Raw genomic sequence first — 13437 nt, 5'->3', positions numbered from 1 at the left:
TTGAACGTCGTCCAAGTTTATACGACATTCAAAATCGAACGACATCCATGTCCGGCACGATGCGAAGCGGCCGCGCGGCCGCCCGCCCTCACCAGGCGTAGCCCGCCTGCACCCGCGTCGCGATGTGGCTGCCGCTGCCGCCGCTGGTGGCGGTCGACACGCCGAGCCCGAGGTTGAGGTTCTCGCTCACCTGGTAGCCGAAGGCGAAGCCGATCGCCGACGCGCCCGCGTAGTTGCCCACGGCCGCGCCCATCCACTTCCTGCCGGCGGCGAGCGCCGGCATCGCCGGCATCGCGAGCGAGGCCGCCACGCCGCGCGCGGCGAAGGCATTGGACTGCTGCACCGCGCCGCTCACGGCCTGCTGCAGCTGGTTGACGTTGACGGCGTCGGTGCCCAGCAGGCCCGGCGCCACGTTGGCGATCGCGCGCAGCTGGCCGGTGGCGGCATTGCCCACCGACACCGTGTTGTCGCGGTCGGCCACCGAGCCCTGGCCCAGCGCCACCGAGTTGCTGCCCGAGGCCAGCGTGTTGGCGCCGAGCGCGACCGCGTTGTTGCCCGTCGCCACCGCGTTGTTGCCGACCGCGGTGGTGGGATCGGCCAGCGCCCGTGCGCCCGCGCCGATCGCCACCGAACCTTTGTGCTCGGCGCGCGCGCCGTTGCCGATGGCGGTCGTGTCCTCGCCGAGCGCCTGCGCGTTCGTGCCCATCGAGGTGCTGCCGGCGCCGCTGGACACCGAGCCGCTGCCGCAGGCCACCGCGCCCGAGCCGTTCATCGAGCACACGCCGCTGGCCAGCGCCTGGTTCATCAGCGCCTGCAGCGCCGTGACCTGTTGCACCGTGAAGTTGTTCGCCGAGCTGACCGCGCCCTGCTGCGCCTGCTGCAGCTGGCCGACATTGGCCGCGTCGGTCGCGCTCTGGCCCGCCGCGACGTTGGCGATGGTGGTGCCCGCGCCGCCATTGGCATTGAGCTGCAGCGAGGTGCCGCCCGCGCCGTACTGCGCCGAGTTCTGTGCCAGGCCCAGCGCCGAATTGGCGGTGCCCTGCGCGGTGTTCGCGGCGGTCTGGGCCGCGTTGGCGGTGGTCTGCGCGGTCGCGGCCGCGCCCTGGGCCGCCGTGGCCGTCGTCTGCGCGGCATTGGCCGTGGTCTGTGCCGCGGCGGCGGCGGCCTGCGCGGCCGTGCCCGTGGCCTGCGCGGCAGCGGCCGCAGTCTGTGCCGCCGTGGCCGTGCCTTGCGCCGTGGTCGCCGCCGTCGATGCGGCATTGGCCGTGGATTGCGCGGCGGCGGCCGCCGTCTGTGCCGCGGTGGCCGTGCCCTGGGCGTTGGTCGCCGCCGTCGATGCGGCATTGGCCGTGGTCTGCGCGGCACTGGCCGCCGCCGACGCACCGTTCGCCGTCTGCTGCACGCCATAGAGCTGGCTGCCGTTGACCGCATCGGTGCTGGTGGCCGTCACCGCGCCCATGCTGACGTTGACGAGTCCGCGCGTCTGCCCGGCCGATCCGAACGAGACGGTGTTGGCAGCGGTCGCGACCGAGTTCGCGCCGATCGCCACGCTGCCGGTCGCGCCGCTCGCCACCTGGCTGCCGCTGCCCAGCGCCACGCTGCCCGCGGCCTGGGCCGAGGCACCGGCCGATCCATTGCCCGCGCCGCCGATCGCGGTGCTCGCAGCGCCCGATGCGACCGCGCCCGAGCGCGTGCCGTCGGCGCTGCCGAGTGCGATCGCGCCCGTGGCGGAGGCTTGCGCGCCATTGCCGCCCGATGGCGCGGTACCGCCGCAGCACCCATCGGCACCCGTGCCACCCGCACCCAATGCGATCGCCCCGCTGCCGGCTGCGGCGGCCCCCTTGCCGCCCGCACCACCCGCTCCGCCCGCCTCGCCCTGGCCGCCGTTGCCTCCGGCGCCGATGGCCGTGGCATTGCCACCGGTTGCGCTCGCGCCCACACCACCCGATCCCCCCCTTCCGACCGAGTTGGCGTCGCCGCCGCGCCCGCCCGCGCCGATCGCGGAGCCTCCCGCGGCAGTGGCGCTCGCGCCCGCACCGCCAGCGCCGCCGGTCGCGCCCGAACTCGCATTGCCGCCGTTGCCACCGCCGCCGATCGCCGTTGCACCGCCGGCAGCCTGCGCCGCCGCCCCGCCGCCGCCGCCCGAGCCGCCCGAATCGCCGGCGCCGCCATCGCCGACACCGCCGCCGCTGAAGCCCGCGGCGAAGCTCCCGCCGGCCACGAGCAGTGCCGCGAGCGGCACGGCGCGCAGCAGGCGGAGCATGGAGGACCGGCCCCTCGGAACGGAGCGAGGAAGGGTGCGCGAGGCGAGAAGGCGTGCTTGCATGGTGTCTCTGGTGCGTTGAAAAACGCAACGGAGTGTGTCGTCGCCGCCCTCGTGCAGCCATCCCCGAAAACAAGTAAATCGCTCCTAGAATCGGCGCCGGCGTCTTCCACGCCTCCCGTCCGCGGAAAGGGCTGCGCCCAGGTTTCATCCCCCAACGCATGCCCATGCGACTCCCGGCCAGACAGCGGACACGGCCGACACTGGAGTTCGTATGTCCAACACCCCTCGCGACACCCATCGCGCCTCGGCCCGCAGCGGCCACATCAACCTCGAGCAGCAGCGCAAGCGCGCCAAGGAACTGCTCGAACGACTCGCCGATGGCAGCGCCCTCGTGCCACCGTTTCTTCTTTCGCGCCGGAACGCTGCGGCGCCACGGCTGGCCGACGCCCAATGGCTGATCGCGCGCGAGCTCGGCTTCGCGAGCTGGCCCCAGCTCAAGGCCCATGTCGACGCGGTCGACTTCGCCGCGGCGCACCCGGGCTTCGTGGCCGACGACGAAGCCGGCACCCAGCACTGGCGCTGCGGCAACGACATCGCCCACACCCTGCAGCTCGCCGGCTTCCGCGGCGCCTTCCACATGTTCGCCGACCCGCTGTGCATGGGCCCCGTGCCCGAGCAGCCCGAGGCCACCTTCATCGAGACGCGCAGCGCCTTCGTCGCCGAAGCCTTCGACCTGCCGCTCGACGATGCACGCGGCCGCATGCGCGGCGAACACGAAGCGCTCGCGCGCCTGCCCGATGCAAGCCGCGCCGTGCTCTGGTGCGAAGCCGATGCTTACGACCAGCTGTTCCTGATCGCCGTGCTCGCGCGGCTCGAGCGCCTGCCCGCGAAGCTCGAGCTGATCGAGATCGATCGCGTGCCCGGCGTCGACCGCTTCATCGGCATCGGCCAGCTCGCACCCGCGGTGCTGGCCTGGCTGTGGCCGCGTCGCAGGCCCATCGATGCGCCCGCGCTCGAACTCGCGCGCAATGCATGGCACGCCTACAGATCCTCATCGCCCGAGGGCTGGGCCGACATCGCGCACGGCGAGACGCCCGCCCTGCCCTTCCTCGCGCCCGCGTTGCGGCGGCAGTTGCAGGAGCTGCCCGCGCTGCGCGACGGCCTCTCGCTGACCGAGCGCCTGGTGCTGCGGACCATCGACGAGCACGGCTGGCTTGCGTTCGGCCAGGTCTACGCGGAACTCAACGAGCACCGCGAACCGCTGCCCTTTCTCGGCGACCTGATGTTCCACGCGCTCGTGCGTCCCTTGATCGACGCGGCCGATCCGCTGGTCGTGGAATCCGATGCACAGCGCGACTGGCCCCAGCGCCCGCTCGAACTCACGACGCTGGGCCGGCGCGTGCTCGCGGGCGAGACGTACTGGATCGACCATGCGAGCCACGAGCGCTGGATCGGTGGCGTGCGCATCGAGCCCCGCAAGGCGCACTGGGCGATCGACGATGCACTGCGCCCTGTCTGGCGCGTCGAGCCTCGCTGAGTCCGTCGCAGCGCGCGGGGTGCTTTGCTACCCTGCGCGCTTCATCTCATCCGACAGCCCCATGACCACGATCTCCGTCCGCCAGGCCGTGATGGCCGACCTCGATGCACTGGCCGCGCTGTTCGACCAGTACCGCCAGTTCCAGGGCCAGCCCGGCGACCTGCCCGCCTCGCGCGCCTTTCTGCGCGAGCGTCTCGACCATGGGGAGTCGGTGGTGTTCCTCTGCCACGACGGGACGGTGCCGTCGGCTTCGCGCAGCTCTACCCGATCTTCTCGTCGGTCTCGCTCACGCGTGTGTTCATCCTCAATGACCTGTTCGTCGCCGCGGCGGGGCGCCGCAAGGGTGTCGGCTCGCGCCTGCTTGCGGCTGTCGAGTCGTATGCGTGGTCGCTGGGGGCTGCGCGCATTTCGCTGAATGTCGCGCGCGACAACGTGTCGGCGCAGCAGCTCTATGGGCGGCAGGGGTGGGAGCAGGATGGGAAGTACTTCATGTACCACCGGTTTCCTGCGGCGTCGTAGGCCGCGCGAATGCGGCGATGGGCAGGCTCGGTCCAGTTGCGAGGCCCGGAGCCCTCATCCTAGCCCTCTCCCAGAGGGAGAGGGGACAAGACAAACACAAGGCCGAGCGAAGCGATGGCCCGAGCGACATTGCAAGGCCGAGCGAAGCAATGGCCCGACCAGCATTCCAAGGCCGAGCGAAGCAAAGGCCCGAATCACCCCCCTCTGGCTGCGCCGAGGAGCGCAGCGTTTCGCGGATCAGGGCTCGCAGCTGTTTGAGCGAAGCGAGTTCTGCGAGACCCCGCGAAACGCGAGCACCGCAGGTTGCCCGTAGCGAAGCGGAGGGACGCAGACAGTGGGGTCGCCTTCTTTTGCTTACTTTTCTTGGCGAGACAAGAAAAGTGAGTCGCCCGCCGGGGCGAGTCCCGGCCTGCAATCTCACCCCCCCTTCAACCCCTCCACCATCAACGGCAACAAGACTTCCGAAGCCCCCTCAACACGACACGCGCCCGATCATCCAGATGCCCAACAGGCTCGAGATTCAGCGTGATCAAAGCAGCCCCCCGCCCCATCGCCAACACAGGCAAATCCGCCGCCGGATAAACCACAGCCGTACTCCCCACGAGCAAGAACAGATCGCACTCGACAGAAGCCTCCTGCGCATCCATCAACACCCCCGGATTCAGCATCTCCCCAAACATCACCACATCCGGCCGCGCATGCCCCCCACACCGCAGGCAGCGATGAAAGGGCCACGGCCCATGCCGATTCCCGCACCGATCGCAGCGCCACCGCCGCAGATTCCCATGCAGCTCCAGCACGTCGACACACCCCGCCTGCGTCAGCAGCCCGTCCACGTTCTGCGTGACCAGCCGCGTCGCCGGCCGCAACCGCTGCAACGCAGCCAGCGCCCGATGACCCGGATTCGGAACAGCCTCCTCGATCACGGCCAGCCGCTGCCCCCAGAACTTCGTGAAGCCCGCCGGATCGCGCGCCAGGTCCTCCGCATGCGAGAACTGGATCGCGTTCTGCCACATCCACAGCCCATCGGCGTCCCGGTAGGTCGGGATGCCCGAGGCGCGCGACAGCCCCGCGCCGGAAAAAACGACGACGCGCCGGCTTGCGTTCAGCAGGCCGATTGCCGTCTCCAACTGTTCTTGCATGAATGAAAAAAACGCCTCCCTTCGGAGGCGTGGTGATCGTCAGCAGCCCATTCTCGCCGAGCCCGTCAGCAGCAGCGCCCCTTGCCCGCGCCGTAGCGCGCCTCGAGCCGCTCGCGGAAGAAGGCCTCGTAGCTCATCGGCGGCCGGTCGGGATGCGTGGCCGCCATGTGGCTCAGGTAGACGTCGTAGTCGGGCATGCCGACCATCAGCCGCAGCGACTGCCGGATCGAGCGCGCGATGTAGCGCCCGGTGTCCGCGAGGCCGCGGCCCGCGGCGGACGCTTCATCGACCTGCATCCCGCGCTCCGGCTTCAGTGCGCACCGCGCGCCGCGACCGCGCCGCCCATCGGCTCGAACGGCGTCTCGTGCGCGGTCGGCCGGTTGGCCGCGCGCGCCGCGAGGCAGGCCTTGATGCTGTAGACCAGCACGCTGAGCACCACGAACATGAAGAGCGCGCACAGCGCCGCATCGAGCCGGTCGTTGAAGACGATGCGCTCCATCGCCGCCGTGGTCTTGGCCGGAGCCACCAGCACGCCGTTGGCCAGGCCTTCGCTGTACTTCGCCGCATGCGAGAGGAAGCCGATCTTCGGATCGCTCGAGAAGATCTTCTGCCAGCCCGCTGTCAGCGTGCAGGCCAAAAGCCACACGGCCGGCGCCGCCGCCACCCAGGCATAGCGCTCGCGCTTCATGCGGAACAGCACCACCACGCCGAGCAGCAGCGCCACCGCGGCCAGCATCTGGTTCGAGATGCCGAACAGCGGCCACAGCGTGTTGATGCCGCCCAGCGGATCGACCACGCCCTGGTAGAGGAAGTAGCCCCAGGCCGCCACGCACAGCGCGGTCGCGACCAGGTTGGCCGGCAGCGAGTCGGTGCGCTTGAGCGCGGGCACGAAGCTGCCCAGCAGGTCCTGCAGCATGAAGCGGCCCGCGCGCGTGCCGGCATCGACCGCCGTGAGGATGAAGAGCGCCTCGAACAAAATCGCGAAGTGGTACCAGAAGGCCATCATGGCCTGGCCGCCGATCACCTGGTGCAGGATGTGCGCCATGCCGACCGCGAGCGTGGGCGCGCCGCCGGCGCGGCCCAGGATGGTGGTCTCGCCCACGTCCTTGGCGGTCTGCACCAGCATCTCGGGCGTGACCACGAAGCCCCAGCCCGAAATGGTCTGCGCCGCCTGCTGCACCGTGGTGCCGATCAGCGCACCGGGGCTGTTCATCGCGAAGTAGATGCCAGGCTCGATGCACGAGGCCGCCACCAGCGCCATCACGGCGACGAAGGACTCGGCCAGCATGCCGCCGTAGCCGATGAAGCGCGCATGGCGCTCGTTGTCGAGCATCTTGGGCGTGGTGCCCGAGGAGATCAGCGCATGGAAGCCCGACACCGCGCCGCAGGCGATGGTGATGAACAGGAACGGGAACAGGTTGCCCGACCACACCGGGCCGTTGCCCTGCGCGAACTGCGTCACCGCGGGCATCTGCAGCGTGGGCGCCACGACCACGATGCCGATCGCCAGCGCGATGATGGTGCCGATCTTCAGGAAGGTCGACAGGTAGTCGCGCGGCGCGAGCAGCAGCCACACCGGCAGGCTCGCGGCGACGAAGCCGTAGCCCACGAGCATCCAGGTCAGCGCCTTGCCGTCGAAGGTGAAGGCCGGGCCCCAGACCGGGTCCTGGCTCACCCACTGGCCGCCGAAGATCGCGAGCATCAGCAGCACGAAGCCGATGATCGACACCTCGCCGATGCGGCCCGGGCGGATGTAGCGCAGGTAGAGGCCCATGAAGACCGCCACGGGAATCGTCGCGGCCACCGTGAAGGTGCCCCACGGCGATTCGGCCAGCGCCTTCACCACGATCAGCGCCAGCACCGCGAGGATGATGATCATGATCATGAAGGTGCCGAACAGCGCGATCATGCCGGGCACCACGCCCATCTCCTGCTTGACCAGGTCGCCGAGCGAACGGCCGTCGCGGCGCGTGGAGATGAACAGCACGATGAAGTCCTGCACCGCGCCCGCGAACACCACGCCCGCGAGCACCCACAGCAGCCCGGGCAGATAGCCCATCTGCGCCGCCAGCACCGGGCCCACCAGCGGGCCCGCGCCCGCGATGGCCGCGAAGTGGTGGCCGAACAGCACGTTCTTGTCGGTCGGCACGTAGTCCAGGCCGTCGTTGTGGCGGTGCGCCGGCGTCTTGCGATTGCCGTCCAGGCCCAGCACCTTGTCGGCGATGAACAGGCTGTAGTAGCGGTAGGCGATCAGGTAGGTGCAGATCGCGGCGGCGACCACCCAGATCGCGTTGATCGTTTCCCCACGACTCAGGGCCACGGTGCCCAGCGCGAACGCGCCGAACACCGCGATGACGAGCCACACCAGGTGGCGGCGGATGCTCTGCATGCAGTTGTCTCCTCGGATTTGTCGAACCCCGAGGAGTCTTGCCGGACGCGCGCGCGCTGCCATCCGTCGCACCGCGCGGACGGGGCGCGTGGCTTTGCGTAATGGAAAACCCGAAGGCCTAGCCCGGCCGGCGGACCTGCACCGGCTGGCGCGACCAGTAGATGCCGTCGAGCCGGTCGAGCCGGACCTCGCCGCCGGTCGAGGGCGCATGCACGAAGCGGTTGGCGCCCACGTAGATGCCCGCATGCGTGGGCGTGCCCGCGCCGAAGATCACGAGGTCGCCGGTGCGCATCTCCGCGGTGGGCACGCCCTGGCCGAACGAGGCCATGCGCGCCACGGTGCGCGGCGCGGCCTGGCCCACGCTCTCGCGGTAGACGTAGCCGATCAGGCCGCTGCAGTCGAAGCCGCCGTCGGGCGTGTTGCCGCCGTAGCGGTACGGCGTGCCGACCAGCCCGAGCGCATGGATCGCGATGCTGTTCGACTGCTCGTCGCTCAGCGGCGAGCTGCGCACCGTGGGAATCGATGGCGAGGAGGTCGACGGCGGCCGGCTCGCGCAGCCCGCGGCCAGGATCGCCACCGCGCAAACTCCGGCGGCAAGGAAGCGATGCGGTTGCTTCGGGATGCGGTGGCCGGGGGTGGTGCGCGTGGGCGTCTTGCATGTCGAGGGGTGGGTCTTGTGGACGTGCGCGCACTCTCAGCGCGAATGCCCGCGCGCCAAAAGCAAACCCTCCGCGTTCCACGCGCATCGGATGCGCGGGCCCGCGGAGGGCTGCGGTGCAGCGCGCGAAGGTCGCGCGCCGCGGAGCACGGGATCAGGCCTGCGGTGCCGCGCCGTTCACCACGTCCTTCAGCGCCTTGCCGGCGGTGAACTTGGGAGCCTTGCTGGCCTTGATGGTCAGGGGTTCGCCCGTCGACGGGTTGCGGCCCGTGCGCTCGGGACGGCTGGTCACCGCGAAGGTGCCGAAGCCGATCAGTTGCACCGTGTCGCCGCCGGCGAGCGCGCGCGAGAGGTTGTCGAGGGCGGCGTCGAGGGCGCGCGCGGCGTCGGCCTTGCTCAGGCTGGTGTCGTTGGCGATGGCGGCAATGAGGTCGGTCTTGTTCAAAACGAGTGATTCCTTGTGGGTTGGGATGACGGTTCGGTGACGCCCCCGCGCGGCGAAGCGGCGGAAACGCACCGGCTCGAATTTAACGGGCGCTACGCCGGCCTTCGGCCGGCACGCACGCGAAAGCGAGGCAGCGTGAACGATGCACGGGTCCGGAGCGATCCATCCCCGCGCGGCGAGGCTGCGGTTCTACCTCATGCGGACGCGGCTTGCGAGGTCGGCGCGCGGCCGGCGCTCATTCGTTTACGTCCGTTTCGTTCGGAAACCCCGAAGTTCGCGCCAACTGCGTGCCGACGGGAACTTTTGCGGTGCGTTCAGCGCCGCTCGAATTCCCGCGCATGCTCCACCGCATACTTGATCAGCTCGGCCTGCCCCTCGATCCCGAGCCGCCGCTTGATGCTCTGGCGGTGCGCCTCGACCGTGCGCACGCTCAGGCCGAGGTCGCGCGCGATCTGCTTGCTCGACTCGCCGCGGCCCAGCGCCGCGAGGATCTCGCTCTCGCGCGGCGTGAGCAGCGGGCGCGGGGTCTGGTTGCGGAACAGCTTCTTCGACACGGCCGGGCTCAGAAAGGTACCGCCCGCGGACACGGCCTCGATCGCCGCGACGATCTCGGACGCCGGCGCATCCTTCAGCACGTAGCCGTGCGCGCCGGCCTGCAGCGCGCGCTGCACGTACTCGGGGTTGTCGTACATGCTGAGCATCACCACGTGCGGCGCGGGCTCGCGCGCGAGCAGCAGCGCGGCGAGCTCGATGCCGTTCATGTCCTTCATGCCGATGTCGACCAGCAGCAGGTCGGGCCGCACGCCGTCCATCTGCGCGAGCGCCTCGGCCGCGCTGCCGGCCTCGCCCGCGATCTCCAGCCCGGGCAGCGCGCCGAGCCGCGCGCGCAGGCCGTCGCGCACCAGCGGATGGTCGTCCACCAGGAAGATGCGGATCGGCGGCGGGGTGCGGGCCTTGGCGGTCGTCATCGTCGGGGCGTTCGTCAGGTGGAAGGGGAAAGGGGTGGCACGGCGCGCGCGGCCGCGGCGGGCACGATCGCGACGATGCGCGTGCGCCCGCTGCCCGAGTGCACCACGAGCTGCCCGTCGATCGAGGCCACGCGCTCGCGCATGTTGCGCAGGCCGATGCCGCGCCGCGGGTCGAGCTGCACCGCATCGACGTCGAAGCCGATGCCGTCGTCGCCGACCTCGAGCCGCACCTCGCGCTCGCCGAAGGCCAGCGCGATGTGGACCTCGTGCGCGAGCGCATGCTTGCGCACGTTGGTCAGCGCCTCCTGCGTGGTGCGGAACAGCGCGGTCTTCACTTCCTGCGAGAGTTCGAAGGGCTCGCCCTCGACCATCAGCGAGGCGGCGGTCGTGCCCTGGCCCTCCTCGCCGAACTCGTCGACCAGCCGCTCGAGCGCGGCCGGCAGGCCCAGCGTGTCGAGCAGCGCGGGGCGCAGCCGGTGCGAGATGCGGCGCACCTCGGTCAGCGAATCGTTGAGCCGCTGCAGCGCCTTGCCCAGCGCGGGCGGCGCGGGATGTTGCGCGCGGTCGAGCGCGTCGACCGCCGACTCGATCAGCAGCTTGGCCGACACCAGGGTCTGGCTGGTGCCGTCGTGCAATTCGCGCGCGAGATGGCCGCGCTCCTCCTCCTGCGACTGCACCACGCGGCGCGCGAGCAGGCGCAGCTTGGCCTCGGCCACGCGGTGCTCGCTGAGGTTGAGCAGCAGGCCACCGGCGCTGACCACGCCCAGGCACAGCGCGGCGATGCCGGCGATCCACAGCAGGGTGGTCGTGACGTTGGCGCTGATCTGGCGGTCGAGCGACTGCACGGTGGCTTCCATGTCGTCGAGGTACAGGCCGGTGCCGACCATCCAGTTCCAGCGCGGCAGCGCGACCACGTAGCCGAGCTTGGGCGCGCGCTGCGTGCTCGAGGGCTTGCGCCATTCGTACTCGACGTAGCCGCCGCCCTCCTTCGCGCGCGCGATCAGGTCCTGGATCGTGAAGCGGCCGCTGGAATCCTGGAGCCCCCAGAGGTCCTGGCCCACGAGGTCGGGCTGGCGCGAATGCATCAGCGAGCGGCCCTGCAGGTCGTAGACGAAGAAGTAGCCGTCGTCGCCGTAGTCGAGCGCGGCCAGCCGGCGCAGCGCCTCGGCGCGCGTGGCCTCGTCGTCCTGGCCGGCGTCGTACAGCGGCTTGACGATGCTGATCGCGAGGTCGACATAGCTGCGCAGCTCGTTGCGCCGCTGGGTCATGTAGCTCTGCTCGATCAGCGCGCGCTCGCGCTGCGCGAGGTCGTGCTCCTGGTGCCGCACGGCGAGCGCGACCAGCACCAGCGCCACCAGCAGCGGTGCGACGGCCAGGGCCACGATCTTGGTACGCAGGTTCATGTCGGGCGCGAAGACTACCACCGCCCCGACTCAGGCCTGGTCGGCGATCCGGGCGTTGCGCTCGAGCGCCCAGAGCAGGTCCTCGGCCTCGCCCGCGAGCGCGCAGTCGTGGATCTGCCGCAGGCCGATGTGGAGCTGGTAGCAGCGCAGCCGCGCGGCCATGCTGGCGTCGGCCGGCAGGGTCCGTTCGAAGTGGCGCGCCTGCACCTCCATGCAGGCGAGCCAGGGGCGCCAGAAGAAGAGGTTGGCCACGTCGTAGAGCGGATCGCCGAACAGCGCCTCCGACCAGTCGATGACGCCGGTGATCTCGCGGCCGTCGGTCAGCACGTTGTTCGAGCCGAAGTCGCCATGCACCAGCTGGCGCAGCTCGGGACAGGACGGCGAGAGGTCGCGCACGATCGCCAGCTGCCGCTCGACCCCCTGCATGGCCTGCGCGTCGAGCCGCGCCGCGCTCCAGTCGCGCTCGGCAACCGCCTCGAGGAAAGCGCGCCAGCTCGCATGCGCGCCGGTGCCGTTGGCGTCGAAGCGGCCGAAGCCGGTGGTGCCCGCGAGGTCGCTGGCGGCCAGCTCCTCGAGCGTGCGCGCGAGCGGCGCGGCCAACGGCCCCATGAGGTCCAGCGGCAGGTCCTGCAGCGTGCTGCCCGGCAGGCGGCGCGACACGCAGTAGAAGGGCTTGCCGAAGAACGGCCCCTCGAAGCTCTGCTCGAAGGACAGGTCCTCGACGCGGCCGATGGCCGTGACCGCGGGCACGGGCAACCCGGGCCGCGCGAAGCGGCGCGCGGCGAAGTCGTCCTTGTCGAAGCCTTCGCGCGAGCGGTGGATGCGCACCACGTGCTCGGCCTGGGCCGCGCTGCCCAGGCCCTCGGCGCGAAAGGCGAAGGCCTGCGAGTCCTCGCCCTCGGCCAGCGGCACGAAGCCATGGACCGGACCCAGCGCGTGCTCGAGCGCGGCGACGATGGAGGGTGCGGGCACGCGGGTCCTGGTCATGGCACGCGCCCGACGCGCATCGGGGTCAGTGCGGCGAGGTCGGGCGGCCCGAGGCCACCCAGGCATCGAGCCCGCCGGTCAGCGGCAGCGCGCGCCGCGCGCCACGTGCGAGCAGCACGCGCGCGGCCTGCGCGGCCGACACCTCGTTGGGGCAGTTGCAGTACAGCACCACGTCGCGCCCGGCCGCGGCCGACAGGTCGAGGCCGCGCTGCTGCAGCGCCTTGAGCGTGTACGACAGCGCGCCCGGGATGCGGCGCGGATCGACCTGCTGGCCGGCCGCGCCGCGCACGTCGATCACCAGCGGCGGCTCGTCGCCCGCGAGCATCTCGTGCAGCTCGTCGACCGAGATGCGCGGCATGCCGGTCAGCCGCATGAAGGCGCGGCGGCGCCACCAGCGCACCACCAGGAACACCACCAGCAGCGCGCCCAGCGCCATGGTGGCGATGCCGCCAGCCTGCGCCATCACCGCGAGCACGTCCTGGATCTGGTTGCGGAAGCCCCAGCCCAGGCCGAGGAACAGGCCGGTCCAGATCAGCGCGGCGCCGATGTCGAAGCCGATGAAGCGCGGCACCGACATGCCGAGCGCGCCCGCCATCGGCGGCGCCACCACCGACACGCCCGGCACGAACTTGGCGGCCACCAGCGACAGGCCGCCCCAGTCGCCGATCAGCGATTCGCCGCGGCGCACGCAGGAGTCGGGCGCCAGCGAGATCCGGCACAGCAGGCGCATGAAGCGGTAGCCGAAGCGCCGCCCGGCGTAGAACCAGGCACCGTCGCCCAGCAGGTTGGCCGCCACCGCCGCGAGCACCACGCCGGCCAGCGAGATGTCGCCGGCCGCGAGCAGCGCGCCGGTCACCACCAGCACCGCGGCCGCCGGCACCGGCAGGCCCAGGCGGGCGGCGAAGCTGGCGGCGAACACCACCAGGATCGCGTTCTGCACCAAGAGCGACATCAGCTGTGCCATGGCAACGGCTCCGTGATGGCGAAAGAGGGTGCGAACGTGGTCATGGGCGGCATGGATTCTGCGGCATGGCGCAAGGGCCTGTCGCCGGGAGGCCATTGGCCATGCGGGTTGCGGCGCGTTCGGGGGTCATGGCCCGCCCCCGCGCGACGGGTTCAGGCC

Annotated in this window: 13 protein-coding genes; 2 read left to right on the top strand and 11 right to left on the bottom strand. The window is 71.1% G+C overall.

The window, feature by feature from the left end; genetic code table 11:
* Positions 1 to 88 precede the first annotated feature (88 nt).
* The gene (locus ACHMXE_RS18585; protein ID WP_395350562.1) at positions 89 to 2263 is read right to left on the bottom strand and encodes a YadA family autotransporter adhesin; all 2175 of its coding nucleotides are present in this window, start codon (positions 2261 to 2263) and stop codon (positions 89 to 91) included.
* A gap of 274 nt (positions 2264 to 2537) precedes the next feature.
* Between ACHMXE_RS18585 and ACHMXE_RS18580 the strand changes: the two genes are divergently transcribed.
* Positions 2538 to 3803 (top strand): DUF1835 domain-containing protein, encoded by a 1266-nt coding sequence (locus ACHMXE_RS18580; protein WP_395350560.1) that lies wholly within the window; start codon positions 2538 to 2540, stop codon positions 3801 to 3803.
* 46 nt (positions 3804 to 3849) lie between these two features.
* Here the strand turns inward: ACHMXE_RS18580 and ACHMXE_RS18575 are convergent, their stop codons facing one another.
* Positions 3850 to 4005, bottom strand: coding sequence for a hypothetical protein (locus ACHMXE_RS18575; RefSeq protein WP_395353110.1), 156 nt, complete (start codon positions 4003 to 4005; stop codon positions 3850 to 3852).
* 20 nt (positions 4006 to 4025) lie between these two features.
* Here ACHMXE_RS18575 and ACHMXE_RS18570 point away from each other — a divergent pair, with 20 nt between their 5' ends.
* On the top strand, positions 4026 to 4322 hold the full coding sequence (locus ACHMXE_RS18570) for a GNAT family N-acetyltransferase (protein WP_395352713.1): 297 nt from the start codon (positions 4026 to 4028) through the stop codon (positions 4320 to 4322).
* Between the two features lie 443 nt (positions 4323 to 4765).
* On the opposite strand, the gene ACHMXE_RS18565 is transcribed toward ACHMXE_RS18570, so the two are convergent.
* The 9 genes from ACHMXE_RS18565 to ACHMXE_RS18525 form a co-directional block, all read right to left on the bottom strand.
* A complete protein-coding gene (locus ACHMXE_RS18565; RefSeq protein ID WP_395350558.1) occupies positions 4766 to 5464 on the bottom strand; it encodes an SIR2 family NAD-dependent protein deacylase in 699 nt (232 codons plus the stop codon).
* A 65-nt stretch (positions 5465 to 5529) separates the two neighbouring features.
* Positions 5530 to 5760: a YbdD/YjiX family protein gene (locus tag ACHMXE_RS18560; RefSeq protein ID WP_057597219.1), complete on the bottom strand. Its 231-nt coding sequence runs from the start codon at positions 5758 to 5760 to the stop codon at positions 5530 to 5532.
* A gap of 14 nt (positions 5761 to 5774) precedes the next feature.
* The gene (locus tag ACHMXE_RS18555) at positions 5775 to 7853 is read right to left on the bottom strand and encodes a carbon starvation CstA family protein (RefSeq protein ID WP_203202433.1); all 2079 of its coding nucleotides are present in this window, start codon (positions 7851 to 7853) and stop codon (positions 5775 to 5777) included.
* Between the two features lie 118 nt (positions 7854 to 7971).
* Complete coding sequence (locus ACHMXE_RS18550) at positions 7972 to 8430, bottom strand: C40 family peptidase (protein ID WP_209544216.1); 459 nt, start codon at positions 8428 to 8430, stop codon at positions 7972 to 7974.
* 235 nt (positions 8431 to 8665) lie between these two features.
* Positions 8666 to 8983 carry an HU family DNA-binding protein gene (locus ACHMXE_RS18545; RefSeq protein ID WP_203206313.1) on the bottom strand — a complete coding sequence of 106 codons (318 nt, stop codon included), beginning with the start codon at positions 8981 to 8983 and terminating at the stop codon, positions 8666 to 8668.
* Between the two features lie 287 nt (positions 8984 to 9270).
* Positions 9271 to 9924, bottom strand: a complete 654-nt coding sequence (locus ACHMXE_RS18540; RefSeq protein ID WP_203202435.1) for a response regulator transcription factor — start codon at positions 9922 to 9924, stop codon at positions 9271 to 9273.
* A gap of 14 nt (positions 9925 to 9938) precedes the next feature.
* Entirely contained in the window at positions 9939 to 11327 is a 1389-nt protein-coding gene (locus ACHMXE_RS18535; protein WP_395350554.1) for a cache domain-containing protein, read from the bottom strand.
* Positions 11328 to 11357: 30 nt separating this feature from the next.
* Positions 11358 to 12299, bottom strand: a complete 942-nt coding sequence (locus ACHMXE_RS18530; RefSeq protein ID WP_395350552.1) for a phosphotransferase family protein — start codon at positions 12297 to 12299, stop codon at positions 11358 to 11360.
* 40 nt (positions 12300 to 12339) lie between these two features.
* On the bottom strand, positions 12340 to 13278 hold the full coding sequence (locus ACHMXE_RS18525; RefSeq protein WP_093340688.1) for a DedA family protein/thiosulfate sulfurtransferase GlpE: 939 nt from the start codon (positions 13276 to 13278) through the stop codon (positions 12340 to 12342).
* Between the last annotated feature and the right edge of the window lie 159 nt (positions 13279 to 13437).

It is taken from the genome of Variovorax sp. UC122_21, from assembly GCF_044056785.1.
Classification (GTDB): Bacteria; Pseudomonadota; Gammaproteobacteria; order Burkholderiales; family Burkholderiaceae_C; genus Variovorax.
This window is presented reverse-complemented; position numbering and strand designations above follow the sequence as displayed.

Coding starts and splice junctions, on each gene's coding strand:
- ACHMXE_RS18585 (WP_395350562.1), bottom strand. CDS start 2,263: ATGCTCCGCCTGCTGCGCGCCGTGCCGCTCGCGGCACTGCTCGTGGCC.
- ACHMXE_RS18580 (WP_395350560.1), top strand. CDS start 2,538: ATGTCCAACACCCCTCGCGACACCCATCGCGCCTCGGCCCGCAGCGGC.
- ACHMXE_RS18575 (WP_395353110.1), bottom strand. CDS start 4,005: ATGGTCGAGACGCTCGCGCAGAAAGGCGCGCGAGGCGGGCAGGTCGCC.
- ACHMXE_RS18565 (WP_395350558.1), bottom strand. CDS start 5,464: ATGCAAGAACAGTTGGAGACGGCAATCGGCCTGCTGAACGCAAGCCGG.
- ACHMXE_RS18560 (WP_057597219.1), bottom strand. CDS start 5,760: ATGCAGGTCGATGAAGCGTCCGCCGCGGGCCGCGGCCTCGCGGACACC.
- ACHMXE_RS18555 (WP_203202433.1), bottom strand. CDS start 7,853: ATGCAGAGCATCCGCCGCCACCTGGTGTGGCTCGTCATCGCGGTGTTC.
- ACHMXE_RS18540 (WP_203202435.1), bottom strand. CDS start 9,924: ATGACGACCGCCAAGGCCCGCACCCCGCCGCCGATCCGCATCTTCCTG.
- ACHMXE_RS18535 (WP_395350554.1), bottom strand. CDS start 11,327: ATGAACCTGCGTACCAAGATCGTGGCCCTGGCCGTCGCACCGCTGCTG.
- ACHMXE_RS18525 (WP_093340688.1), bottom strand. CDS start 13,278: ATGGCACAGCTGATGTCGCTCTTGGTGCAGAACGCGATCCTGGTGGTG.